This window comes from Gilliamella sp. Pra-s52, assembly GCF_009795805.1.
GTDB lineage: Bacteria > Pseudomonadota > Gammaproteobacteria > Enterobacterales > Orbaceae > Gilliamella.
In genome coordinates, this window is record NZ_WTEY01000004.1 from 54,552 (window position 1) to 78,066 (window position 23,515).

Consider the following 23,515-nt stretch of genomic DNA (forward strand, 5'->3'; position numbering starts at 1 on the left):
GGAATAAAATATGTATTTTGGTATTCTTATTGCGTTAGTACCATTGTTTATTGGGTACTTAATTAAGATTAAAAATGATAATTGGATGACCAAAATTAACCAAACGTTAAGCTGGTTGGTTTACTTTATTTTATTTATTATGGGATCTGAACTTGCTCATTTAGATAATTTAACCACTAATTTGCGAACTATTTTATGCTACTCCAGTGTTTTGTTTGTTTGTACATTTGGTGGCAATTTTGTCGTTTTACTTATTTTTGATTACTGTTCTCCGGCTAAAACCGTTAAAGTAAATCAAACCTATGAATCACGTTTTAAAATGATTTTTGAGTCATTGCGTGTTTGTATTGCATTAATTCTTGGGTTTGTTTGTGGATTATTTCCTTTGTTTATCTGGCAATACGCCGAAATTACCACCCAAGTTGTGTTGGTTTTTTTATTGTTTTTAGTCGGAATACAATTACGCGGTAATAATATTTCAATCAAACATATTCTACTTAACAAAATAGGCATAACAACAACACTATTAGTTATGATAAGTGCCTTTTTAGGTGGAGTTATTGCCTCATTTATTCTAAATTTACCTGCGCGTGTTGGTCTTGCAATGTCATCGGGGTTCGGTTGGTATTCATTATCGGGTATTTTAATGACCGAAGCCCATGGCCCCATTATTGGTAGTGCGACGTTTTTAAATGATATTTTGCGTGAGTTATGTGCAATTATCTTAATTCCAACACTAATTAAACGCTACCAATTAACCACATTAGGACTGTGCGGTGCAACATCAATGGATTTTACATTACCCATGCTACAAAAAGGTGGCGGAATAGCCATTGTACCTGCCGCTATTGCTCAAGGTTTTTTATTGACGTTGATTATGCCGGTATTGATTACGTTATTTAATTATGGTGGGTTTTAGTAACCATTCAGATAACCGCTAACTAAATCGCATTATATACATTATTATGATTATTTTTAGTATATTGTGCGTTTTGTGATTTAAAAAACTTTAATAAAATCAATACCTTTCCTGACCGATTTTTTGGCCGTTTTTGTGCTGATTGATGGTTTATATACGCTCATTTTTAGGCACAAAAAATGGTGTGGTGTCGATCCCTTCATGTTGTAGCAGTTTGATTTTTTTATCTATTCCACCAGCATAACCTGTTAAATTACCGTTAGTGCCAATAACACGGTGGCAAGGGATGATAATGGATATCGGGTTATGCCCAACCGCTCCGCCCACTGCTTGGCTAGACATACTTATTTTGTTTGTTTTTGATGCTATTTGTTTGGCAATATCCCCATAAGTAATGACTTTGCCATAGGGGATTTTACATAAAATTTCCCATACTAAAAGCCTAAAAGGTGTACCGATAGGGGCCAGTTCTAATTGGTATAGATTCGGCTTTTTTCCTGAAAAATAATCATCAAGCCATTTTTTTGTTGAGTTAAAAATTGGTAAATTTGGGTTTTGTTCCGTTTGTTTATTGATTGTATGACCAAAATATTTTTCGCCTTCAATCCAAGCGCCAACAAGCTTATTTTGTTGGCTAGCTAGAGTAATTAATCCCATTGGGGATGAATAGTTGCATAAATAAAACATATTTACCTTATATTTGTATGATTACGATGCAAAATTATGCTTGTTTATGATGATAATTGCCATCAATTTATTGATTAATATTTCGTATAAATGCGGGAAAGTGAGGAATATGGCTCGTTGTTGAGCCATATATTGTTAGATTATTTAGATTGATTTTTTCCTTTTTCGACATAACTCATATCACCTAAACTTTCGACAATGAATTTTCCATCATCTGTATAACGAATTTTGGTGACACTTGCATTACCAAGTCCTTCTGTCACTGGTTTATCTAACCACTCTTCAACCATCGCCATGATAGCCATGCCATGTGATACCACTAAAACATTACCACCACCTTGTGCTTTTGCTGATTCAGCAATCGCTTTTAACGAGGCTTGCATACGTGTTTTTACTTTATTGTAATCTTCAGCTTCGCCTGATTTTTCTACAGCCACAATGGCATCCATCATTTTTTTTAGGTTAACTTTTCCTTTTGCTAAATCAGCCATTAAGTCTTTATCGGAAGCATAACCTAAATGTTGCGCAGCAGGCGTCCACATGTTTGGATCAAGATCGCCTTCATATTCACCAAAACAAGTTTCGCGCAAGCCATCCATTTCGTTGATATTAATGGTTGTATCGCCTTTTGCTTCTAAAACAACACGAGCGGTTTGCCGTGCTCGCCCTAAGTCGCTTGAATAAGCGGCAATAAATTTGACATCTTTTAGACCACGACCAAGTTGCTTGGCAACTTCAACTCCTTGTTTAGTGAGTGGTGTATCCGACCAACCTTGAGCTCGATGTACATTATTAAACATCGTTTTACCATGCCGAGTGACGTAAAGGTAAACATCATCAGCAAAGGCTTGCGATACGGTTGAGATAGTGATAATTAATGAGCTGATTAATATAATAAATTTTTTCATATTGTGTCCTTATTTATAACAAGTTAAATCGGTAATCAATAACCGTTTCTGCTGAAAGCGAAGGTGAACGTTGAGATTTTCCGTGATTATCAAGTCTTGGAGTAAGATCCGAAGCGCTGACTGTTTTGTAAGACCAGCCATAACCTACTTTAGATAAAATCGATAGGTTTTTAAATACGCCACTGGTTGGTTTCCAGATGTTGAAAACATTTATTTCACCATTTTTTAATGTTTCGTGTTTGTAATTAAACTTACCATAGCTCATATATAGTCCAGTACTATTGTCTTTGATAAAGTCGTAAGTCAATACGCTAGTAAAAACAAGTTCACCATCGCGTAAATAATCTGCACCAGCAGCTGCAAGACCGTTAAAACGAGCACGAGTATTTTTACCTAAATGTCGATTATAATATCCGATAGCGTTATGTTTGTTGGCATCAGTGTAGGCAAGACCAAATTTCATACTCCAGTCTTGTTCTTTCCATTCTATATCGGTTGCATAGTGCCATGCGTGATCTTCAAACTCTTTTTTGTTTTGTTTCATAGCATCATAGTTATCAAGAGCATAACTTCCATAGAATTGCCCACCTAAAATTAGTTTTTGTGTTGGTTTATAAGATAACTCAATTACGTGGCGTTTTAGGTAATCTTTGGCAACACCATAGGCGTAATCTAAAGTGAGATTTTTATCCTTATAAGCGATTTCTGCTGTGGATATGTTATCGATAACTTTTTTACGGTCGGCTGTTAAAAAATGTACTTTTTTAGCTGATTCGCGGGGTAGGGTGCTATCGATATAAGCTAATGAGAAATAAATATCATCATATTTTAGCGTACCACTATAACCAAGATAACTATTGCGAGTAAGGTGTCTTGATGAGCTTATTACCCCAAAATCTTTCAAACTATGCCAACCCGCTTTACCTTTGAAATTAATTGCTTCGTTACCAACTTTAATTTTGGCATAACGTTGAGTAAATTTATTAAAACCGTGAGCGTTGTGCTTATCATAACCTTTGCCATCATTATAAAGTAGGTTTCGAGTTGCGAAGTAATCACTGGCGCCTAGTTTTATTATGTTGTCATAGGTGACATCAAAACCAATGGTATCAAATAAGTAACCTGATTTGTAATCAAAGCTAAATGCTTGCCCCCAAGCGCTGTGTACTTCTTTAGGTTGGGATGCATTTTCTTTTAAATATTTCCAATGATTACGAGTAGAAAAATCAAGTTTAGAATCTTTAAAAAAAGTATTATGTAAAAATGAGTTATGAGTAATTTCATTTGCTAGTGTTGAATAGCTTGATAAGCCCAGCAATACTAGTGTAAGACATTTTATTTTCATTGTTATGTTTCCTAACTTATTTTTATTCATTAAAAATGAATTTTTTATTTAGTTAATTCCATTATGTATAAATAATATTTTTACTTTTCTAATGAGGCTTTACCCTTATTCACATACTTCATATTGCCAATTTCGTTTACGCTGTATTGACCATTTTTTAGAATAATAGGGGATCAGTTGTGGTAATCCCCTTTATTAAGATCAGATTACTATTTTAAATTTTCACCCCTAGATGAAATTACCGATTGGTACCAATAGAAGCTTTTCTTTTTATAACGATTTAATGTGCCAGAACCATCTTGGTTTAGGTCAACATATATAAAGCCATAACGTTTGGTTACTTCGGCTTTTGAGGCACTAATAAGGTCGATTGGTCCCCAGCTTGTATAACCCATAACTTCAACACCATCATTAATGGCTTCTCGGATTTGTACTAGGTGATCATTCATATAGTTAATACGGTAATCGTCATTAATCGTGCCATCTGCTTCTAATTTATCTTTAGCACCAAGTCCATTTTCAACAATAAATAATGGTTTTTGATAACGTTCATAAAGTAAATTAAGTAGGTAACGGATCCCAATTGGATCGATCTGCCATCCCCATTCAGATGCTTTAAGGTAAGGGTTAGGTACCATATCCAAAATGTTACCTTTAGTTTTTTTAGATTCATCAGAAGTTGCACAGCAACTCATGTAATAACTGAATGAAACAAAGTCGACTGTTTCTTTTAGATCGTGTTTATCTTGTTCAGTAATTTCCAGTTTGATGTTATGCTCTTTAAAGAATCGGTTCATATAGGTTGGATAATAACCACGAACTTGTACATCACCGAAGAATAACCAACCATGATTTTCATTGTGTGCGGCCCAAACATCTTCAGGTTTTGGTGTTAATGGGTAGGCTACCGCACCTAATAACATATTACCAATCTTGGCATCAGGAATCATGTCATGACATAATTTTACAGCACGGCTACTGGCAACTAGTTGATGATGAATTGCTTGATAAATTTGTTGCTTTGTACTGTTTCTATCTAACCCTACACCAGTGAAAGGTTCGTGTAATGACATGTTGATTTCGTTAAATGTTAACCAGTATTTGACTTTATTTTTGTAACGTTCAAATACAGTTTTAGCGTAATGGGTAAAGAATTCAATGACTTTACGATTACCCCAACCACCATATTGTGTGACTAATGAATAGGGCATTTCATAATGCGATAATGTTACTAATGGTGTGATGTTGTGTTTTGCCATTTCATCAAATAACTTATCATAAAAAGCTAAACCATCTTCGTTTGGTTGTTGTTCATCACCATTAGGGAAAATTCGTGTCCAAGCAATTGATGTTCGAAGGCATGTAAAGCCCATTTCGGCAAATAGAGCAATGTCTTCTGGATAGCGATGGTAAAAATCAATCGCATTATCTTTTATGCTGGCAATATCATGTTTATTTCGATCAATAATATCGCCAAATAAGCCGTTTGGCGTGCAGTCTGATGTGGATAATCCTTTACCACCTTCTTGATAAGCGCCTTCAACCTGATTGGCGGCAATAGCTCCGCCCCAAAGAAAATCATTAGGAAATTGTGTTGACATGTTTTACTCCTTATTTTGAGATAACGCTAATAAAGCATCACCATTTTCAATCGTGTCTTGTTTAAAAATACATTCTATATCTTGATAATTATCAGTATTTGTTATGATTATCGGTGTGATTATTTCAAATCCAGCTTGCTTGATTGCATCGATGTCAAAACTCACTAATAAATCGCCTTTTTTAACTTTGCTACCCGTTTCTACATGAGCTTCGAAATGTTGACCATCCAATTTAACGGTATCAATACCGATATGAATAAGTATTTCTGCACCTGAATCAGTTTGGAAACCAATAGCGTGTTTTGTTCTAAACAGTGAAACAACTTCACCATCATCAGGCGCTAAAGCTTGGCCAATAGTTGGAATAATAGCAATACCTTTACCCATTAATTCGCTGGCAAATGTGGGGTCAGTGACTTCGTTTAGCGGGATGACTTTGCCTGTCATTGGACTGTAGATCGTGGTTTTATTTACAGTATCCTTATTTTTAGAAGGTAAGTTATCAATTTCATTCGTTTTGGATTTATCTTTAGGCATACCAAAGAAGTAAGTGATGATTGTTGCAATAGTAAAGGAAATAATTGTTGCAGCGACAACAGCATAAAATCTTGCATCAATTCCCTCAGTTGGAATTAATTGTAAAAATGAGAATATACTAATGAGGCCAAAAGAATAGGTAACAGTGTGATAATACCCAACAATCCCTCCACCAATAGCGGCGGACAAACAACCAATAACAAATGGTTTTTTTAATGGTAAATTCACGCCGTAAATTGCGGGTTCTGTCACACCAAAAATACCTGATAATACAGAAGAGCTTGCTAATGCTTTAAATTGTTTATCTTTAGAACGTAACATTACTGCTAATACTGCGCCTGTTTGAGCAAAGACAGCTGGTAATAAAATAGGTAACATAAAGTCTTCATGATAAAGGGCTAAGTTATTCATTGAAAATGGGACTAATCCCCAATGAACACCAAAAATTACCATAATTTGCCAAACTGCTGCTAAAATCATAGACGCGATAATTGGATTTAATTGATAGACATAGATAATGCCTGAAGCGACGATATCACTTAATAGTGAGACTATTGGTCCAATAACAGCAAATGTTAATGGCACAGTAATTAATATACTGAGTAATGGTGAAATAAATTTTTTAAATGAATCATGAAGTATTTTATTAAAATTACGTTCTAATATTGAATAGATCCAACTAGCTAAAATAATAGGGAAGACAGATGATGCATAAGGGATAAGGCTAATTGGAATAGAAAAGAATTCGGTTTGCAATTCTAATGCGCCTTTCATCATGCCAACTACATTGGGGTGAACTAATGCGCCACCAATTGCCATACCCACATAGGGATTACCACCAAATTTTTTGACAGCGGAAAAACCTAAAATGATAGGTAGGTAATAAAAAGGAGCATCGGCAATAGCAAATAAAAAATTATAAGTTGGTGTTTTTGGGTCAATGATATTGATAACTTGTAATAACGAGATCAGACCTTTTAAAATCCCACCAGCAACAAGTATCGCAAGTGCAGGAATAAAGATACTCGAAACCAGATCAATCAATTTGGAAAAAATCCCTGATTTTTTTTCTGATTGGGTGGATGATTGATTACTTTCATTAAGATTTGTCAATTGCATAATGTCGTTATATACATCGGCAACGTTATTACCAATAACAACCTGAAATTGTCCACCACTTTGTACAACAGTGATTACACCGACCCGTTTTTTTAATGTGTCTGCATCAGCTTTATTATCATCTTTTAAAACAAACCTTAGTCGAGTAGCACAATGTACTAAGCTGATAATATTGTCCTTTCCGCCAACGAGCTGAATAATTGATTCGGCAAGTTCTTTGTTTTTCATACCTTATCCTTATTTTTTAACAAAAAAAAACCTAGATCCCCAAGTGCTTGAGGATCTAGGTTTTGCTTGCAAAGTAAAAGATTTTAACTTTACAATAACAATCCACTTATTAGTTTACCTAGATTAGCATAAATTTAAAAAAACAGATAAGTCATTATACAAGGATAATCATCAAATTGTGATTTACTTCACATTATGAGTTTTTAAGTTCAGTTCGTAGTCGTTCAATATGAATGGTTAAATAAAGACTTTCATCATCAGAAAGCGGATGTTGATATTGCTGTATTAAATGTAAATCGATTTGTTTAGTACATAAGTGGGATTTTTTATATTTTTGACGAATGATTTCATATAACGAAACATCTTGTTGTGTTTGCGATTGTTGATTTAATATGCGGTGTGCAAAAAATTTTAAATGAGTAACAAAGCGTTGATAAGATAAGCAATTTTCATCATATTCAAAGTTAAAATGATATTTTACAATATTGAGTATTTCACGCATGATTTTGGTCATATTAACAATATTAGGCATAGTGCCATCAAGTTGTGCATTAATAATATGGAATGTAATAAAGCCTGCTTCGTCTTCAGGTAGTTCAATGCCTAAACGTTCTTTAATGACTGATAGAGCGTATAAACCAATTTTAAACTCTTTAGGATAGAATTTTTTGATTTCCCACAAAAAACCATTAGGTACATCAAAACCGTGTTTGTGGCGTTCAATAGCCGAATGAATATGATCCGTTAAAGAAATATAGATACTATCTTGTAGATTGCCTTCAATAAATTTTTTTGCATGGTTAATAATAATTTCAGCCGTAGTTAACACCTCAAGCGGGATCTGAGACAGTAACTCGGCAAATTTTGATACAGTGTCTTTATCATCCAGTGAAAATTTTTTTTCAATAAGGTTGAGATCAATTAAATCGCCTTCGCGTTTTTTAAAGCCAATACCTCGACCAGTAAGAATTAGCTCTTTACCTTTTTTATCTAGAGTAACAACAACATTGTTATTTAGTATTTTATGAACTTTCATTCTGCTTAATCTAATTTTTTAGATTTAGCTATTATCAATCTCATTGAGAAAATAGAAAGCAGAAATATAAAAAAGTGTGATAGATATCAAACTTTTACCTAATAACTTATTTGAAAAATAATCAGTATAATAAAAAGCCTCGATAGGCTAAAGCGTATCGAGGCGATATTTTATTGTTTAACGTTATTATTGCGCTAATAATTTATTCATGGTTTGAATAAATTTGCTTGGATCGCTTAATGAGCCTTTTTCAGCAAGTAAAGCCTGATCAAGTAATAATTCAACCCAATCGTTAAATGCGCTTTCGTCTTGCGTATCGGCAATACGTTTAACCAATTTATGATCTGGATTGATTTCAAACGTGTATTTGATTTCAGGCGCTTTTTGACCTGCGGCAGCAAATAGTTTAGCCATTTGTGTACTCATTTCATCGGCTGCTGTGGTAACAATTGCTGGTGTATCAGTTAAGCGGTGCGTTAATTTGACCTCTTTTACTTTGTCACCTAATGCTGTTTTAACTCGTTCGATAAAAGGTTCAAGCTCTTTTTCAACTTGTTTTTGATCTTCACTGCTTTGATCGGCAAGTTTTTCAATAGATTCATCTGATTTGCTGATTGATTGGAATTGTTTACTATCAAATTCCGTTAAATTACTCATCATCCATTCATCAATGCGATCAGATAATAATAATACTTCAATGCCTTTTTTACGGAATAGTTCTAGATGAGGACTATTTTTAGCAGCACCATAGCTATCGGCCGTAATGTAATAGATCTTTTCTTGACCATCTTGCATACGGCTAATGTAGTCGTCTAATGAGACGGTTTGTACATCGCTATCAGTATGCGTTGAGGCAAAACGAAGTAATTTAGCAATCGCTTCACGGTTTGTAAAATCTTCACCGGTTCCTTCTTTTAGCACTAAACCAAACTCACTCCAGAACTGTTGATATTGTTCTTTGTCATCCTTGGCCAGTTTCTCTAGCATTTGTAATACACGTTTAGTGCACGCATTTCGTAAGTTTTGGGTGATTTTATTATCTTGCAAAATTTCGCGTGATACATTTAATGGTAGATCGTTTGAATCAATCAATCCTTTTACAAAACGTAAATAGTTAGGCATAAATTGTTCAGCATCATCCATAATAAATACACGTTGTACATACAGTTTTAAACCGTGTTTATTATCACGATTCCACATATCCCAAGGTGCTTTTGATGGAATATAAAGTAAACTCGTATATTCTTGTTTACCTTCAACACGATTATGACTCCAACTTAATGGATCGGCAAAATCATGTGATAGGTGTTTATAAAATTCTTTGTATTCTTCGTCAGTCACTTCTGATTTACTGCGTGTCCAAAGTGCTTGGGCTTTGTTGACTTTTTCCCATTTGACTTCTTTGCTTTCTTCGTCAGTGGTTTGAACTTCAACTGGGAGCGAAATGTGATCAGAATATTTACTAATAATAGAGCGTAAACGCCAATCATCTAGGAACTCTTTTTCATCTTCTTTTAAGTGTAAAGTGATTTCAGTACCACGAGTTTCTTTATTATCATCGGATATGGTGTATTCACCTTCACCGGCTGATTCCCACATAACCGCTTCGTCAGCTTCTGCGGTCGCTGCACGGGTTCTTACTGTGACTTTATCTGCAACAATAAAAGCGGAATAAAAACCAACACCAAATTGACCAATTAATTGACTATCCTTAGCTTGATCACTACCAATAGACTCTAAGAATGCCTTAGTGCCCGATTTAGCAATTGTACCTAGGTTTTCAATGACTTCATCACGTGTCATACCAATACCATTATCAGTAATGGTTAGGGTGCCGGCTTCTTTATTGGTTGAAATGCGCACACCAAGTTCGCCATCGCCAGCATATAAGTCTGGGTTTTCTAATGCCTTGAAGCGGAGTTTGTCAGCAGCGTCAGATGCATTCGAAATGAGTTCTCTTAAAAAAATCTCTTTATTTGAATATAAAGAATGAATCATTAAATGTAGAATTTGTTTAACTTCGGATTGAAATCCACGAGTTTCAGTGCCTTGTTTACTCATTAACTAGTACCTCTATTATATTTAGTCATTCCAATCAATGCTAACAATAAAAATGAACTTGTTATAACAACGTTTATCGTTTTGCACCGTTTCTTAGTGCACGATCAGTTAGCATTAATTGAATAAAATAACATAATGGTTTGATTTATTGATGTACTGCTATATGGGAATAAAAAATGGAATTTCAATACAAATAAGTAAATTTATTCATTGTTTGGTCGTTTTTTGTTAAAAAGTAAAGTGGAGAACAAAAAAAGCCTTGATAACTCAAGGCTTTTATCTGAACTAAAATTAACTTTAGGTTTTTTATAAAAACCCATAAACCAAAATGATGATTACCGCAACAGGAACAATATAACGAGTTAATACCGTCCAAACAGTAAACCAAAAATCATTTAAATTTAATTCTTCACGGATACGTTTTTGATTCATCATCCAAGCACCAAATACCACAGTACCTAATCCTGTAAGTGGTAACATGATTTTACTGGTCAGGTAATCAAGTAAATCAAAAAGATTTTTACCAAATAGTTTTACTTCAGCCCATTCATTAAATGCTAATAAACAAGCTATGCCTAAAGCCCAAATAACAAGGCTACTTGCTATTGTAGCTGATTTTCTTCCTAGTGGTGTTTTTTCTTCTAATAATTCAACGGTTGGTTCAAGTAATGAGATAGAAGAGGTTAATGCCGCAAAAGTTAAGAAAATAAAGAATAATACACCTAAAATAGTACCACCAGCCATATTACCAAATGCAATAGGTAAAGTAACAAAAATAAGACCGGGACCTTCACCAGGTTGTAAACCATTAGCAAAGACGAGTGGGAATATAGCCATGCCTGATAACATTGCTACAATGACGTCTAAAATTACGACTGTACAAGCTGTAGATAGCAAATTGACATCTTTTCCAAGGTATGACCCATATGCCATCATAATCCCCATACCTAAAGATAGACTAAAGAATGCATGTCCTAAGGCTGCTAACATAGCAGTACCATTAATGGCCGAAAAGTCTGGTGTAAATAAAAATTTAAAGGCTGCAGTAAAAGAGGGGCCACTCACATAGGCAGCATAACCAACTAATACTAATAATAAAATTCCCAGTCCAGGCATCATAATCTTACAGGCACGTTCTAAACCAGCACCAACCCCCATTGCAACAATAAATGCAGTAACGGCCATAAATACAGTATGCCAAGTTAATAAGTGGTTTACATTACCGAGAAAGCTTTCGAAAATTTTCCCTGTAATGTCACCATTTGCACCTTCAAAAGAACCTTGTGCAGCTAAAACAATGTAATCAGTCGCCCATCCACCAATAACACTATAAAACGATAAAATTAAAAATGAACCAACAACACCAATGATACCGACCCAACGCCATGACTTGGAATGACCTTCTGAAGCGGCAACGTCTTCCATCGTGTGAATTGGATTTTTTTGTCCACGACGACCAATTAACCATTCTAAAACTAAAATTGGTAACCCAATAACAAACATAAATAGCAAATAGGTTAGTACAAATGCAGAACCACCCATTTGTCCTGCCATATAAGGGAATTTCCAAATGTTACCCAATCCCACAGCAGAACCCGCCGCAGCTAGCATAAACCCCATGCGTGAGCTCCATTGAGAGTGGCTTTTTTTCATAGTACCCGTACTCATTAATATTTTCCTTTAATTAGTTTAATTCAGCATTGTGAAAAAAGTGCGTCTTTTATAAGTGAACTTTTAATCATGCCACGAAATAAATTGATAAACAAGAATTCATTAACTTAATGAGTCATCTATACTCAAAAAAATAGACAATATTTGACTATTGATTGATAAAAGTAATCACATAGCATATAGTTAAACTTAGATTTTTAATGATATAAAAGAATAACCATGTCGCAAAACATTGACCAAAACGAAATTGATAAATTTTCACAACTTGCCGCCGATTGGTGGAATCCAAATGGCAAATGCAAACCACTACATATAATCAATCCATTGCGAGTGGATTATATACAACAAAAATGCGGTTCATTAACTAACCAAATCGTTTTAGACGTGGGGTGTGGTGGTGGGATATTGTCTGAGAGCCTAGCCAAATTGGGGGCAAATGTTACCGCTATTGATCTTGCTGAAGAGTCGCTTGCGGTTGCTAAAATGCATGCTGAGCAAAATGGTCTTACGATTAATTATCAGAAACAAACAGTTGAAGAACATGCACAGGAATACCCAGCGCATTATGATGTGATTACCTGTATGGAATTATTAGAACATGTACCAGATCCGTTTTCAATCATACAAGCCTGCGCAACATTACTTAAACCTGATGGAAGACTATTTTTATCGACCATTAATCGCAATCATAAAGCCAAATTATTATTAATTTATGGGGCTGAATATATTGCTCGCTTAGTGCCTAAAGGTACGCACGACTTTAACCGTTTTATTCGTCCATCAGAATTAATGACACTCATTGAACAAGCAAAATTAGATGTGGAAGGTATTGTTGGTATGGAATATCATTTATTTAAAAATCAATTCAAGCTAAGTTCAAATGTCGATATAAATTATATAGTAATGGCAAAAAATAGAGTTTAGTTTAAAAATGTGATCTAATTCTCAATTTCGATATTTTATTCAGTATTTTTTTAAAATTCCTCTATAATTTTACATGTTACCGATAACACGGATTTTTATTTTAGAGGAACTATTTATGCCGTTAATCATAATTGCTATAGGTGTAGCTCTGCTACTTATTTTGATGTTACCACTCCGAATTAATGGATTTATTGCACTAATTCTAGTTGCACTTAGTGTTGGTGTAATGGAAGGGATGCCAATTATGGATGTCGTAAAATCAATTAAAAATGGAGTAGGAGGTACGCTTGGTAGTTTAGCCTTAATTATGGGCTTTGGTGCAATGCTAGGAAAATTACTAGCCGATTGTGGTGGTGCTCAACGTATCGCAACAACGCTTATTGAAACATTTGGTGACAAAAAGATCCAGTGGGCAGTGACGCTTACTGGATTTATTGTTGGTTTTGCACTTTTTTATGAAGTTGGTTTTGTTTTATTATTACCATTAGTGCTAACCATTGCTGCAACATTACGAATATCTCCTTTATATGTTGGTATCCCAATGGCTGCTGCATTGTCTGTTACGCATGGCTTTTTACCTCCGCATCCTGGACCGACTGCGATTGCTGAAATTTTTAAAGCCGATATGGGAAGAACTTTACTTTATGGTACTATCATCGCCATCCCAACAGTCATTTTAGCCGGACCGGTATTAGCTGGATTACCATTTATTCGTGCAATTAATCATCCAATTGAAGAAGGTTTATATAATTCTAAAAAATTCACTGATGATCAAATGCCAAGTTTTGCTGTAAGTGTTTTTACTGCTTTAATTCCAGTTATTTTAATGTCTATTCGTGCAGTTTGCGATATGACTTTAGATAAAGGACATGCAGTGTTACCTTATGTCGAATTTCTGGGTGATCCTGTTATAGCTACTTTAATTTCAGTATTAGTTGCGGTATTTACCTTTGGTATTTTACGCGGGCGCTCTATGGCTGAAGTTAATGGGACTTTGGTTGATTCAATTAAAATTATTGCCATGATGTTATTGATTATTGGCGGTGGTGGTGCATTTAAACAGGTACTTGTTGATAGTGGTGTAAAAATTTACATTGAACAAATGATGCATGCATCGAATGTTTCCCCGATTGTCATGGCTTGGTTAATTGCCGCATTACTTCGACTTGCGCTTGGTTCTGCAACGGTTGCGGCATTGACTGCAGGTGGCATTGTTTTCCCTTTAATAGCATCAACAGGTGTAAGTCCAGAATTGATGGTTATTGCTACAGGCGCTGGTAGTGTTGTGTTTTCACACGTTAATGATCCAGGATTCTGGTTGTTTAAAGAGTATTTCAATTTAAGTATTACTGAAACAATGAAATCATGGTCATTATTAGAAACAATAATTTCTGTTTGTGGATTAGTTGGGTGTTTACTGATTAATATGTTCATTTAATTAAGCATTAATTGTTTGTTTTTTTACCTCATCGGTTTTATGGAACTGGTGAGGTTTTTTATATGTATTTATATTTTTAATTTATTTTAGTCTATTTGCTTTCTATTTGAATAAAAAATAAAATTTTGCTAGTCTTTTTTATTAAAAGCAGATAGAATGCTCCAGCAATATTTTATCAACAATTCAACTCAATGGTGAATATTGTCATGTCTCGCATAATTAAAGAAGCGCTCACGTTTGATGACGTGCTATTAGTCCCAGCTCACTCAACGGTCTTACCTAATACAGCTGATATCTCTACTCAATTAACTCAAACTATAAAGCTCAATATTCCAATGTTGTCAGCAGCAATGGATACTGTCACCGAATCAGATCTTGCTATTGCATTAGCGCAAGAAGGTGGAATAGGTTTTATACACAAAAATATGTCAATTGAAAGTCAAGCCAATCACGTAAGACGTGTTAAAAAACACGAAAGTGGCATTGTACAAGATCCCGTATCTGTTTTACCAACTGCTACTATAGAGCAGGTTATTGAATTGGCTAAAGAGTATGGTTTTGCTGGATTTCCTGTTGTGACCGAAAGCCAAGAACTTGTTGGTATTATTACCGCTCGTGATGTACGTTTTGCCACTGACTTATCTTTACCTGTTACTGCTGTTATGACACCCAAAGAGCGTTTGGTTACCGTTAATGAAGGTGAACAACGCGAAATTGTACTACAAAAAATGCACGAATACCGTGTTGAGAAGGTTCTTGTTGTTGATTCACTATTCCATCTAAAAGGAATGATCACTGTCAAAGACTATAACAAAGCGGAACAAAAACCGAATGCCTGCAAAGATGAAAAAGGTCGTTTGCGTGTAGGCGCTGCTGTTGGTGCTGCAGCAGGTAATGAAGAACGCATTGCCGCATTAGTTGAAGCTGGTGTTGACGTATTATTAATTGACTCGTCACACGGACATTCAGAAGGTGTGCTTGAACGTATTCGACAAGCAAGAAACACCTATCCAGATCTCCAGATTATTGGTGGTAATGTAGCTACAGCTGAAGGGGCTAAAGCCCTAATTGATGCTGGTGTTAGCGCTGTTAAAGTTGGAATTGGACCTGGCTCTATTTGTACAACTCGTATTGTTACTGGTGTTGGTGTACCACAAATTAGTGCTATTATGGACGCAGTTGAAGTGGCGCAAAAACACAACATTCCTGTTATTGCTGATGGCGGAATTCGTTTTTCTGGCGATATTGCTAAAGCGATTGCTGCAGGTGCATCTTGTGTCATGGTTGGTTCTATGTTTGCTGGTACTGAAGAAGCTCCTGGCGAAATTGAATTATTCCAAGGCCGAGCCTATAAATCATACCGAGGAATGGGATCGCTTGGTGCTATGGCTAAAGGATCTTCTGATCGCTATTTCCAAACCGATAACGCTGCAGATAAACTCGTGCCAGAAGGTATAGAAGGGCGTATTGCCTATAAAGGACAATTAAAAGAGATTATCCACCAACAAATGGGAGGATTAAGATCTTGTATGGGATTAACAGGTTGTGCAACGATTGATGAATTAAGAACCAATTCTAAATTCTATCGTATTACGGGGGCAGGTATGAAAGAAAGCCACGTTCACGATGTTCTTATTACCAAAGAACCACCTAATTATAGAGCAGGAGTATAAAAAAGAGGGGAAACCCTCTTTTTATCTCTTTGATTATCTTCAATTTAACATAAAAACCACAGAATAAAAACTTCAATAAAATCAATACCTTTCCTGACTGTTTTTTTGTTATCTTTTATTGTAAGGTTTTGGGCGATTTTAATTAATATGATTTGATTATCATAGGTTGCTACGCCCAAATGTTAAGTGATTCAGCTATCTTTTAATAATCTTGCAATTTCGTTAATGTCGTTTGGTGTTGTTTGACAGCACCCACCAATCAACGTAGCCCCTAGTTTTGTCCAGATAGGTAATTGATTGGCAAAGGTACAATCGTGATGATGATTTTTATGCCATTGTTTGGTGCTTGGATCGTATTGTTCTCCAGAATTGGGGTAGACAATCAGTGGTTTTTGCGTGAGTTTTTGTAACGATTCTAACGCAGCGGTAACACTTTCTAAGGCAATGCAGTTAATACCAACACTGACCACTTGTTGGCAGTGATTAAGATATTCGATAACCAAAGATAGTGGGGTGCCGTCGCTAAGATGATTGGCATCTTTTAATGTTAACGAAAACCAGCTCGTTATAGTTGAAAATTTTTCAAGAAGCTTTGTGAGAGCTTTGATTTCAGCAAAAGAGGGGAGTGTTTCGCAAGCGAGTAGATCGACTTTTGCTTCAACCAATGCTTTGATGCGGTCATAGTGAAAATCAATAAATTCTGATTCAGAAAGTTGATAATCCCCCGTATATTCTGAACCATTTGCAAGATAAGCACCATAAGGACCAACTGAACCAGCAATTAGTAGTGTTTTATTTTGTTTTGTTTCATCAAGGTATTGCCATTTCGCTTGCTTGGCAAGCTCGACACTGGTTTTTATGAGTTTGATGGATTGATCTAGTGTGATCCCCTTTTTAGCAAATCCTAATGGTGTGGCCTGATAACTGGCGGTAATGGCGCAATCTGCGCCAGCACTAAAATAGTCATAATGAACTTGGCGAATCAGTTCGGGTTGTTCTATTAATACTTTTGCCGACCACAAACTGTCGTTAAGATCGCACCCACGGCGTTGTAACTCGCTCGCAAGTGCACCGTCAATTATGATATGCTTTTTCTGCTTTAGTAATTCATTAATAGGATTGTTATTGATCATTTGGTGCCGCCTGCTTTGGATTAGATTGGGTAAAATGGTGTGCAATAAAACACAATACTACAAATGGAATACCACAATAGAGTGCAATGCGTTGTTCAGGATCAAATGCTAAACCAATGCAGGCAATTAAGCACAAAATAAATCCTAAAATAGGCACAAGCGGGTAAAACGGTGCTTTATATTTTAAGGCATTGAGTTCTGTTTCCGATAGCTGTTTTCTAAAAAAGTAGTGTGAGGCGCAAATACTCAACCAAACGGCCACCACGGCAAAACCTGAAATTGCGGTTAAGGCAACAAAGACGGTATCAGGTGCAATAATACTTGTTAACAATGCTAATAAGCCTCCTAACATACTAACCAGAATAGCAAATGCGGGGATACCTTTTTTAGTGAGTTTGCTAAAGCTTTTAGGTAATGTTCCTTGATTAGAAAGCGACCACAACATGCGTCCAGAAGCATAAAGTCCCGAATTTGCAGCCGATAAAATGGCGGTTAAAATCACAAAATTAAGAAAATCAGCCGCATAAGGTAGACCGATATTTTCAAAAACGGTCACAAAAGGACTTTCGATAACGCCAGCTTGATCCATTGGCAATAATGCTGCTAAGACAAAAACGGTGCCAATAAAAAAGATGATAAGCCGTAAAATTGTGGTTTTAATGGCTAATGGGATTGTTTTTTCTGGCTCTTTTGTTTCACCTGCGGCAATACCTATAAGTTCAGTCCCTGAAAAGGCAAAATTGACCGATACCATCGTCATAATAATCGGGGTGATGCCATTAGGGAACCAACCATTATCGGTGATATTATGTAAAAATGGGGCAGGGATGTCGTTCTCCATTGGAACAAAACCAAAAATAGCCGCGGCACCAGCAATAATAAAGATGATAATGGTGATCACTTTAATGATCGAAAACCAAAACTCACTTTCAGCAAAAAACTGTGCTGTAATGATGTTTAGCGCAAAAATGACTGCGCAAAAAATAGAACACCATAGCCAAATAGGTGTATTTGGAAACCAATGTTTCATACAAAAGCCTGCTGCAGTAATGCTTGAGCCGAGAGCGACAGTCCAAGTTAACCAATACAACCACGCAACCGTGTAGCCTGTTGCTGGACCGATAAATCGAGAGGCATAAGTGTGAAATGCTCCCGTTTCAGGCATGGCGACAGCCAGTTCACCAAGGCATAACATGACTAAGTAGACCACTAAGGCGCCAATTAAATAGGCGATAATTGTGCCAATGGCTCCTGCGGTTGCAATAATATAGCCAGTGTTAAAAAAGAGACCTGTACCAATAACACCACCAAGTGATAGCATAATAAGATGCCGCGTTTTCATGGTGCGTTTGAATTGGTTTTCGTTTGATAAGTTTGGTTGTTGTGTATTCATAGTCTGTTTTATTTAATTTGTATTAATTATTTTTAAGGATTTTTTGTAAAAAATCGGACTTTTGCAACGTTTGGCCATTTAATTTGACCTCTTGTTTATCTTTAGCATAATCCACCTCAGAATAGATTCCTTCAGTGTTATTTTTTTCAAAAGTAAATAGAGGCATTTTGCTAAATTCATCTTTTGTTATTGATTTTATTGATAAACTCTCTTTTTCGATTTGGTCAGGTGTTAGTGCTTCTTTCTTTGGTTTTTTTAGTTGAGCTACGGTATAAGCCAATACGTTAAAAGGTGCATCAACGTTTAGTTTAAGACTATCAATATTGTCAATATCAACCATAAAACGTTCTAGTCTTGATCGTATTCCTGATAGGGTGACAAAAGCGTTGGCATTCACTTCGCCTACAGGTGTTTTTAAATTTAATTTATTTAGTGAAATTTGGGAATTTAATGATGTTTGTTTATCATCAAAGTCGGTGTGATCAAAATGATTAGATAGTATCGAGACAGGAATATTTTTGTAACTAATATCTAAACTAGCGCTTCCCAAATTTGGCAAACCGAGTAATAATGATTCTGCATTGGCTTTTAATAAACCATCAACGGTATTGTTTGTTGGAGTGAAAGTATTTTCTTGATCGACCGTTAAATTGTTAATGATGAGCTTTTGATCATCTGAAAGGGATTCCGAAGAGGCATTAATTACAAATGTGATTTTGCCTATTTCAGTGTGTTCATTCGGAATTATAGCACCAGTTTTATGAAAAATATCGCCTTGGTATTTCAGATTATCAAAAGTAATATGCGGTTCGGTATAGTGATTGTGAGTGCCGAATGCCATTTTATCGGCGTTGAGATTGTAATGTATTCCTGTTTTGTCTGAATTTGGGTAGGCTGATAAATTAAATTTCTGTAGGGTGACTTGCGGTTTTGAGAAGTCTTTATCGTTTTTATAAATAAATTTATCGATATTCACGTGGGCATATAATTGAGAAAGATCCTTATTGAATTCAATATTAATATCACCATCAGACACCTCTAACGAACCACCAATAAACCGCCAAATTTCAGTATTTTCATCGGAATCTGAATCAACAAGATTGAGCGCTTTATTAGTTAATTTTATGGTGAGATCTTCTCGATAGTTTATGCCGATATTGGCGGTAATAAATGGCTGATTACCCGCTAGTTGCCAAAGTTCTGGCGATAGTGTTTCGCTCATTGCATATTCCACCCATGCCATTTGTGGGGCGAATTTTCCCTCTGCAAGAGCAGTAATTGGAAATGGACCATGATGAATGGTGATGTTATCATTAAAAACCGTTTTTGTATCGTCAATCAACAAGTTTTTTGATGCTAGTTTTACGGTAAGGTGTAATTTTGTTGAAAAAATCGATTGTTGATAATCGCTATATTCAATTATTACATTGAATAGATCTTGGTCATTGTCAATTTTTTGTGTAATTTGTTCTATTTTTTTGTCAATGTTGTGTTTGATTATATTCCCTGTATACCAAGATGAACCAACGTATCCTAATATTGCAATAAGACCTATAGCAATTATACCTTTTTTCATTGTTTTCTCTCTTTTATTGGGGCATTTTTAACAATTTTAATTGATTTGCTTCTTATAGGCGATAATTTTTTGATTATTCTAAGTTATTTTATTGAAGGAAAATATGTGAATTTTTATCAATTTGTTTTTTAGTTGCGTTGACGAATATCCGCCAGTAAGGGCCGGCGGACTAATTAGTTAGGTTAATTGATTGCTGAGCTATAAATTATCAAAAAATTCCTCTTTTGACATTGTTTTACCATTGACTTCAACGTCATTACTATCTTTAGTTAGGCTAATATCTGAATAAAAGCCGTCGGTTTCTCCATTACTTAAAACTATAAATGGCATTTGAGATGTCAGCATTGCAGCTGCGAATTGTATCGATTGATTATTTTTTGTTATTTGTTGTTGTGTTACATCGTTATCGTTAGGGTTTTCTATTTGTGCTGATATACGTGATAAGACGTCAAATGGTGCTTCAAGCTTGAATTTTAACGCGTTAATTTTTTCGGAATTGTCTTGAATAAGAGACAAATTATTTATATCAAATAGATCTAACAGTAGGCTAATATTAATATCGCCTGCAGCTGTGTGCCAATTTAATTTATTAAGTGAAAATTTGACATTCTGTTTTGGATTAGTATCGGTTAAATCTGTATGTTTCATATCAAATGTGTTACTGAACCAATATTTATTTAAACTTTGAAAGTTGAAATCGATCGCAATATTACCTAAATTTTGTTTACCGTAAATTACTGAATCAATATTAGCAAAACATGAACTATCGATGATATTTGTTGCCTCATTTAAGATATTTTTTTGATTCATAGTAATGTTATTAAAAACGAGTGGTTTGATATTTGGAGAATATGATGATGGAGATGCGAATGTCATTTTATCGACACTGCCTTGCAAATCGCCATTTTGAGTTTTGTAGTTAAAGTGACCTGTTGATTTAATGTTATCAATATCAAAACCTGTTGATGAGTGTTTGCTAATACTGTATTTCATATTACCAATATTTAATTCATAATCTACTTCTTCTGAAGTGTTAAGCGGTTTTAATGACAGAGTTAAATCACTAAATGTAGCATTAATGTCGTCTGATAGAAGAGGTAATTTGTCTAATTGTAATTTAGCCTTCATATCAGTACCATCAATATAGCTACTAAAAGTAAAATAACCTTTACCAATATCAATATCCTTATCCACTACTTCGATTGCTTTGCTTGCCAGTTTGGCAGTGATATATTGACCATAACTTATTCCCATATGTCCAGTAATAAATGGTCGATTCTCTGCTAATTTCCAAAGTTTTGGGCTGGTTTGTTCGGTCATTTCATACTCTAACCAAGCCATTTGTGGCGCAAATGTTCCTTTGGCAAGAGCTGCAACAGGAAAAGGACCGTGATGGATAGTGATATCATCATCAAATAGGGTTTTTGGTGTATTTATTTGTTCAGAAATATCTTTTTGTGACGCTGTAACTTTTAAATGAACTTTGGTTGACAATATACCTTTGTCGTAATTACTTTTTTCAACTGTAAAGATAAAATCGTTTTGAATTTGGTTAACCTTGTTTGTGATTTGAGCTAATTGGTTGTCAATATTGCTTTCAATTATATTACCAGTGTGCCATGCTGTTCCAACATATGCAATTCCTAATATGGCTACGATTCCTATAGCTAAAGTTGTTTTTTTCATTCTTGTTCTCTTACTTGTATTTTAAATTATCATTCTTGATTTTCTGCAAAATTGGACAACAAATTTTTAATGTATTCAATACGTTTATTTCGTTGTAATTTTGATTTTTGTCATTTTAATCGATTTAAGGTTGTTAGGCGATTAGTTTTTTTAATTAATTTTGGTAGGATTAGTTTAATTATTTACAAGTTTTTCTTTTTAGGGGGGAAAGCAATATTCCACCAATAGTATTGGTGGAATAGATTAGTTTAAAAAATAAACTGGTAAATTATAGGTTATCAAAAAAATCTTCTTTTGACACTTTTTCCCCATTTACGTTAACTTCGTCGCTGTCTTTAGTTAAGCTAATATCTGAATAGAAACCGTCGGTTTTGCCGTTGCTTAAGGTTAGATATGGGGAATTATGCACAAGGAAGCCAGACATCAGTTGTATGTTTTGCTTTTCTTCAGTAATTTGTTGTGAGGTTATATCATTAGCAGTAGGATATTTCATTTGCGCTGATAAGCGAGCTAAGACGTCAAATGGTGCTTCAAGCTTGAATTTAAGTTCGTTAATTTTTTCATAATCTTCTTTATCAATTGCTTCACTATCAATATCAGAGATATCAAACATTAGATTAGCATTAATATTGCCAGTAGGTGTTTGCCAATTAAATTTATTTAATGAAAACCTGATATTATATTTTTTGTCTATATCATCGTCAAAAGTTGGGTAATCCATTCCCAATTGTTTGGTAAATAGTTGTTTATTAAGTCCTTGAGTGTCAAAGTTAAAGTCTAATGTGACAGACCCCAAATTTTGTTGGCCATAAATAAATGAATCAACATGACTAAAAAATGATCCATTAGCTGTGTTTGTAGTATTATTTAACTCAACTTTTTGGTTAATAACAAATTGATTAATCACTACAGAAGTAGGCTCGGAATTAAATGATAAAGGAGTGGTAAATGAAAGCTTATTAAGCTTAAATTTTGTGGTAATGTCTGAATCACTAGCATAGCCGCTGATAGTATAATCACCTTTGCCAAGTTCTAATGTACCATCAATGATTGGAAACTCATTCTGAGTCACTTTTATTGCTTTGTTTGTGAGTTTGAAAGTAATATATTCACCATAACTCATTCCTACATGCCCAGTAATAAATGGTTGATTACCGGCTAATTTCCAAAGTTGTGGGCTGATTTGTTCGCTCATTTCATACTCTAACCAAGCCATTTGTGGCGCAAATGTACCTTCGGCAAGAGCCGCAATAGGGAAAGGGCCATGATGGATAGTGATATCATCATCAAATAGCGTTTCCGGGGTTGTAGTTTCATCAAAAGATTGTTTTTGTGACGCCGTAACTTTTAAATGAACTTTAGTTGACAATATACCTTTGTTGTAATTACTTTTTTCAACAGTAAAGATAAAATCGTTTTGAATTTGGTTAACCTTGTTTGTGATTTGAGCTAATTGGTTGTCAATATTGCTTTCAATTATGTTACCAGTGTGCCATGCTGTTCCAACATATGCAATTCCTAATATGGCTACGATTCCTATAGCTAATGTTGTTTTTTTCATTCTTGTTCTCTTACTTGTA

Annotated in this window: 17 protein-coding genes; 4 read left to right on the forward strand and 13 right to left on the reverse strand. The window is 35.0% G+C overall.

Annotation, left to right across the window (positions count from 1 at the left end):
- The first annotated feature begins 10 nt into the window (after positions 1 to 10).
- Entirely contained in the window at positions 11 to 919 is a 909-nt protein-coding gene (locus GQ594_RS04810; protein ID WP_160399941.1) for a lysine exporter LysO family protein, read from the forward strand.
- Between the two features lie 150 nt (positions 920 to 1,069).
- Here the strand turns inward: GQ594_RS04810 and GQ594_RS04815 are convergent, their stop codons facing one another.
- The 8 genes from GQ594_RS04815 to GQ594_RS04850 form a co-directional block, all read right to left on the reverse strand.
- On the reverse strand, positions 1,070 to 1,606 hold the full coding sequence (locus GQ594_RS04815) for a methylated-DNA--[protein]-cysteine S-methyltransferase (protein ID WP_160399940.1): 537 nt from the start codon (positions 1,604 to 1,606) through the stop codon (positions 1,070 to 1,072).
- A gap of 140 nt (positions 1,607 to 1,746) precedes the next feature.
- Positions 1,747 to 2,514: a histidine phosphatase family protein gene (locus tag GQ594_RS04820; RefSeq protein ID WP_160411507.1), complete on the reverse strand. Its 768-nt coding sequence runs from the start codon at positions 2,512 to 2,514 to the stop codon at positions 1,747 to 1,749.
- A gap of 13 nt (positions 2,515 to 2,527) precedes the next feature.
- Positions 2,528 to 3,859: an OprD family outer membrane porin gene (locus GQ594_RS04825; RefSeq protein ID WP_160411508.1), complete on the reverse strand. Its 1,332-nt coding sequence runs from the start codon at positions 3,857 to 3,859 to the stop codon at positions 2,528 to 2,530.
- A 209-nt stretch (positions 3,860 to 4,068) separates the two neighbouring features.
- Positions 4,069 to 5,460 carry a glycoside hydrolase family 1 protein gene (locus GQ594_RS04830; RefSeq protein ID WP_160411509.1) on the reverse strand — a complete coding sequence of 464 codons (1,392 nt, stop codon included), beginning with the start codon at positions 5,458 to 5,460 and terminating at the stop codon, positions 4,069 to 4,071.
- Positions 5,461 to 5,463: 3 nt separating this feature from the next.
- Positions 5,464 to 7,344, reverse strand: a complete 1,881-nt coding sequence (locus GQ594_RS04835; protein ID WP_160411510.1) for a beta-glucoside-specific PTS transporter subunit IIABC — start codon at positions 7,342 to 7,344, stop codon at positions 5,464 to 5,466.
- Between the two features lie 193 nt (positions 7,345 to 7,537).
- A complete protein-coding gene (gene licT / locus GQ594_RS04840; RefSeq protein WP_160411511.1) occupies positions 7,538 to 8,380 on the reverse strand; it encodes a BglG family transcription antiterminator LicT in 843 nt (280 codons plus the stop codon).
- 186 nt (positions 8,381 to 8,566) lie between these two features.
- Positions 8,567 to 10,441: a molecular chaperone HtpG gene (gene htpG / locus GQ594_RS04845; protein ID WP_160411512.1), complete on the reverse strand. Its 1,875-nt coding sequence runs from the start codon at positions 10,439 to 10,441 to the stop codon at positions 8,567 to 8,569.
- 306 nt (positions 10,442 to 10,747) lie between these two features.
- Entirely contained in the window at positions 10,748 to 12,109 is a 1,362-nt protein-coding gene (locus GQ594_RS04850) for a sodium-dependent transporter (protein WP_202112459.1), read from the reverse strand.
- Positions 12,110 to 12,331: 222 nt separating this feature from the next.
- On the opposite strand from GQ594_RS04850, the gene ubiG reads away from it, so the two are divergent.
- The 3 genes from ubiG to guaB all read left to right on the forward strand — a co-directional run bounded on the left by ubiG (position 12,332) and on the right by guaB (position 16,147).
- A complete protein-coding gene (gene ubiG / locus GQ594_RS04855) occupies positions 12,332 to 13,036 on the forward strand; it encodes a bifunctional 2-polyprenyl-6-hydroxyphenol methylase/3-demethylubiquinol 3-O-methyltransferase UbiG (RefSeq protein WP_160411513.1) in 705 nt (234 codons plus the stop codon).
- A 73-nt stretch (positions 13,037 to 13,109) separates the two neighbouring features.
- Positions 13,110 to 14,474 carry a gluconate transporter gene (gene gntT, locus GQ594_RS04860; RefSeq protein WP_337189478.1) on the forward strand — a complete coding sequence of 455 codons (1,365 nt, stop codon included), beginning with the start codon at positions 13,110 to 13,112 and terminating at the stop codon, positions 14,472 to 14,474.
- Between the two features lie 206 nt (positions 14,475 to 14,680).
- The gene (gene guaB / locus GQ594_RS04865; RefSeq protein ID WP_160399931.1) at positions 14,681 to 16,147 is read left to right on the forward strand and encodes an IMP dehydrogenase; all 1,467 of its coding nucleotides are present in this window, start codon (positions 14,681 to 14,683) and stop codon (positions 16,145 to 16,147) included.
- A gap of 191 nt (positions 16,148 to 16,338) precedes the next feature.
- Here guaB and mmuM read toward each other — a convergent pair whose 3' ends face one another.
- The 5 genes from mmuM to GQ594_RS04890 form a co-directional block, all read right to left on the reverse strand.
- Positions 16,339 to 17,277 carry a homocysteine S-methyltransferase gene (gene mmuM, locus GQ594_RS04870; RefSeq protein WP_370516473.1) on the reverse strand — a complete coding sequence of 313 codons (939 nt, stop codon included), beginning with the start codon at positions 17,275 to 17,277 and terminating at the stop codon, positions 16,339 to 16,341.
- On the reverse strand, positions 17,270 to 18,673 hold the full coding sequence (gene mmuP / locus GQ594_RS04875; protein ID WP_160411515.1) for an S-methylmethionine permease: 1,404 nt from the start codon (positions 18,671 to 18,673) through the stop codon (positions 17,270 to 17,272). The genes mmuM and mmuP overlap by 8 nt, the downstream gene beginning before the upstream one ends.
- Before the next feature lie 22 nt (positions 18,674 to 18,695).
- Positions 18,696 to 20,249 (reverse strand): DUF945 family protein, encoded by a 1,554-nt coding sequence (locus GQ594_RS04880; RefSeq protein WP_160411516.1) that lies wholly within the window; start codon positions 20,247 to 20,249, stop codon positions 18,696 to 18,698.
- Positions 20,250 to 20,447: 198 nt separating this feature from the next.
- On the reverse strand, positions 20,448 to 21,935 hold the full coding sequence (locus GQ594_RS04885) for a DUF945 family protein (protein WP_160411517.1): 1,488 nt from the start codon (positions 21,933 to 21,935) through the stop codon (positions 20,448 to 20,450).
- A gap of 268 nt (positions 21,936 to 22,203) precedes the next feature.
- Complete coding sequence (locus GQ594_RS04890; protein ID WP_160411518.1) at positions 22,204 to 23,496, reverse strand: DUF945 family protein; 1,293 nt, start codon at positions 23,494 to 23,496, stop codon at positions 22,204 to 22,206.
- Between the last annotated feature and the right edge of the window lie 19 nt (positions 23,497 to 23,515).

Coding starts and splice junctions, on each gene's coding strand:
- GQ594_RS04810 (WP_160399941.1), top strand. CDS start 11: ATGTATTTTGGTATTCTTATTGCGTTAGTACCATTGTTTATTGGGTAC.
- GQ594_RS04815 (WP_160399940.1), bottom strand. CDS start 1,606: ATGTTTTATTTATGCAACTATTCATCCCCAATGGGATTAATTACTCTA.
- GQ594_RS04820 (WP_160411507.1), bottom strand. CDS start 2,514: ATGAAAAAATTTATTATATTAATCAGCTCATTAATTATCACTATCTCA.
- GQ594_RS04825 (WP_160411508.1), bottom strand. CDS start 3,859: ATGAAAATAAAATGTCTTACACTAGTATTGCTGGGCTTATCAAGCTAT.
- GQ594_RS04830 (WP_160411509.1), bottom strand. CDS start 5,460: ATGTCAACACAATTTCCTAATGATTTTCTTTGGGGCGGAGCTATTGCC.
- GQ594_RS04835 (WP_160411510.1), bottom strand. CDS start 7,344: ATGAAAAACAAAGAACTTGCCGAATCAATTATTCAGCTCGTTGGCGGA.
- licT (WP_160411511.1), bottom strand. CDS start 8,380: ATGAAAGTTCATAAAATACTAAATAACAATGTTGTTGTTACTCTAGAT.
- htpG (WP_160411512.1), bottom strand. CDS start 10,441: ATGAGTAAACAAGGCACTGAAACTCGTGGATTTCAATCCGAAGTTAAA.
- GQ594_RS04850 (WP_202112459.1), bottom strand. CDS start 12,109: ATGAGTACGGGTACTATGAAAAAAAGCCACTCTCAATGGAGCTCACGC.
- ubiG (WP_160411513.1), top strand. CDS start 12,332: ATGTCGCAAAACATTGACCAAAACGAAATTGATAAATTTTCACAACTT.
- gntT (WP_337189478.1), top strand. CDS start 13,110: ATGTTACCGATAACACGGATTTTTATTTTAGAGGAACTATTTATGCCG.
- guaB (WP_160399931.1), top strand. CDS start 14,681: ATGTCTCGCATAATTAAAGAAGCGCTCACGTTTGATGACGTGCTATTA.
- mmuP (WP_160411515.1), bottom strand. CDS start 18,673: ATGAATACACAACAACCAAACTTATCAAACGAAAACCAATTCAAACGC.
- GQ594_RS04880 (WP_160411516.1), bottom strand. CDS start 20,249: ATGAAAAAAGGTATAATTGCTATAGGTCTTATTGCAATATTAGGATAC.
- GQ594_RS04885 (WP_160411517.1), bottom strand. CDS start 21,935: ATGAAAAAAACAACTTTAGCTATAGGAATCGTAGCCATATTAGGAATT.
- GQ594_RS04890 (WP_160411518.1), bottom strand. CDS start 23,496: ATGAAAAAAACAACATTAGCTATAGGAATCGTAGCCATATTAGGAATT.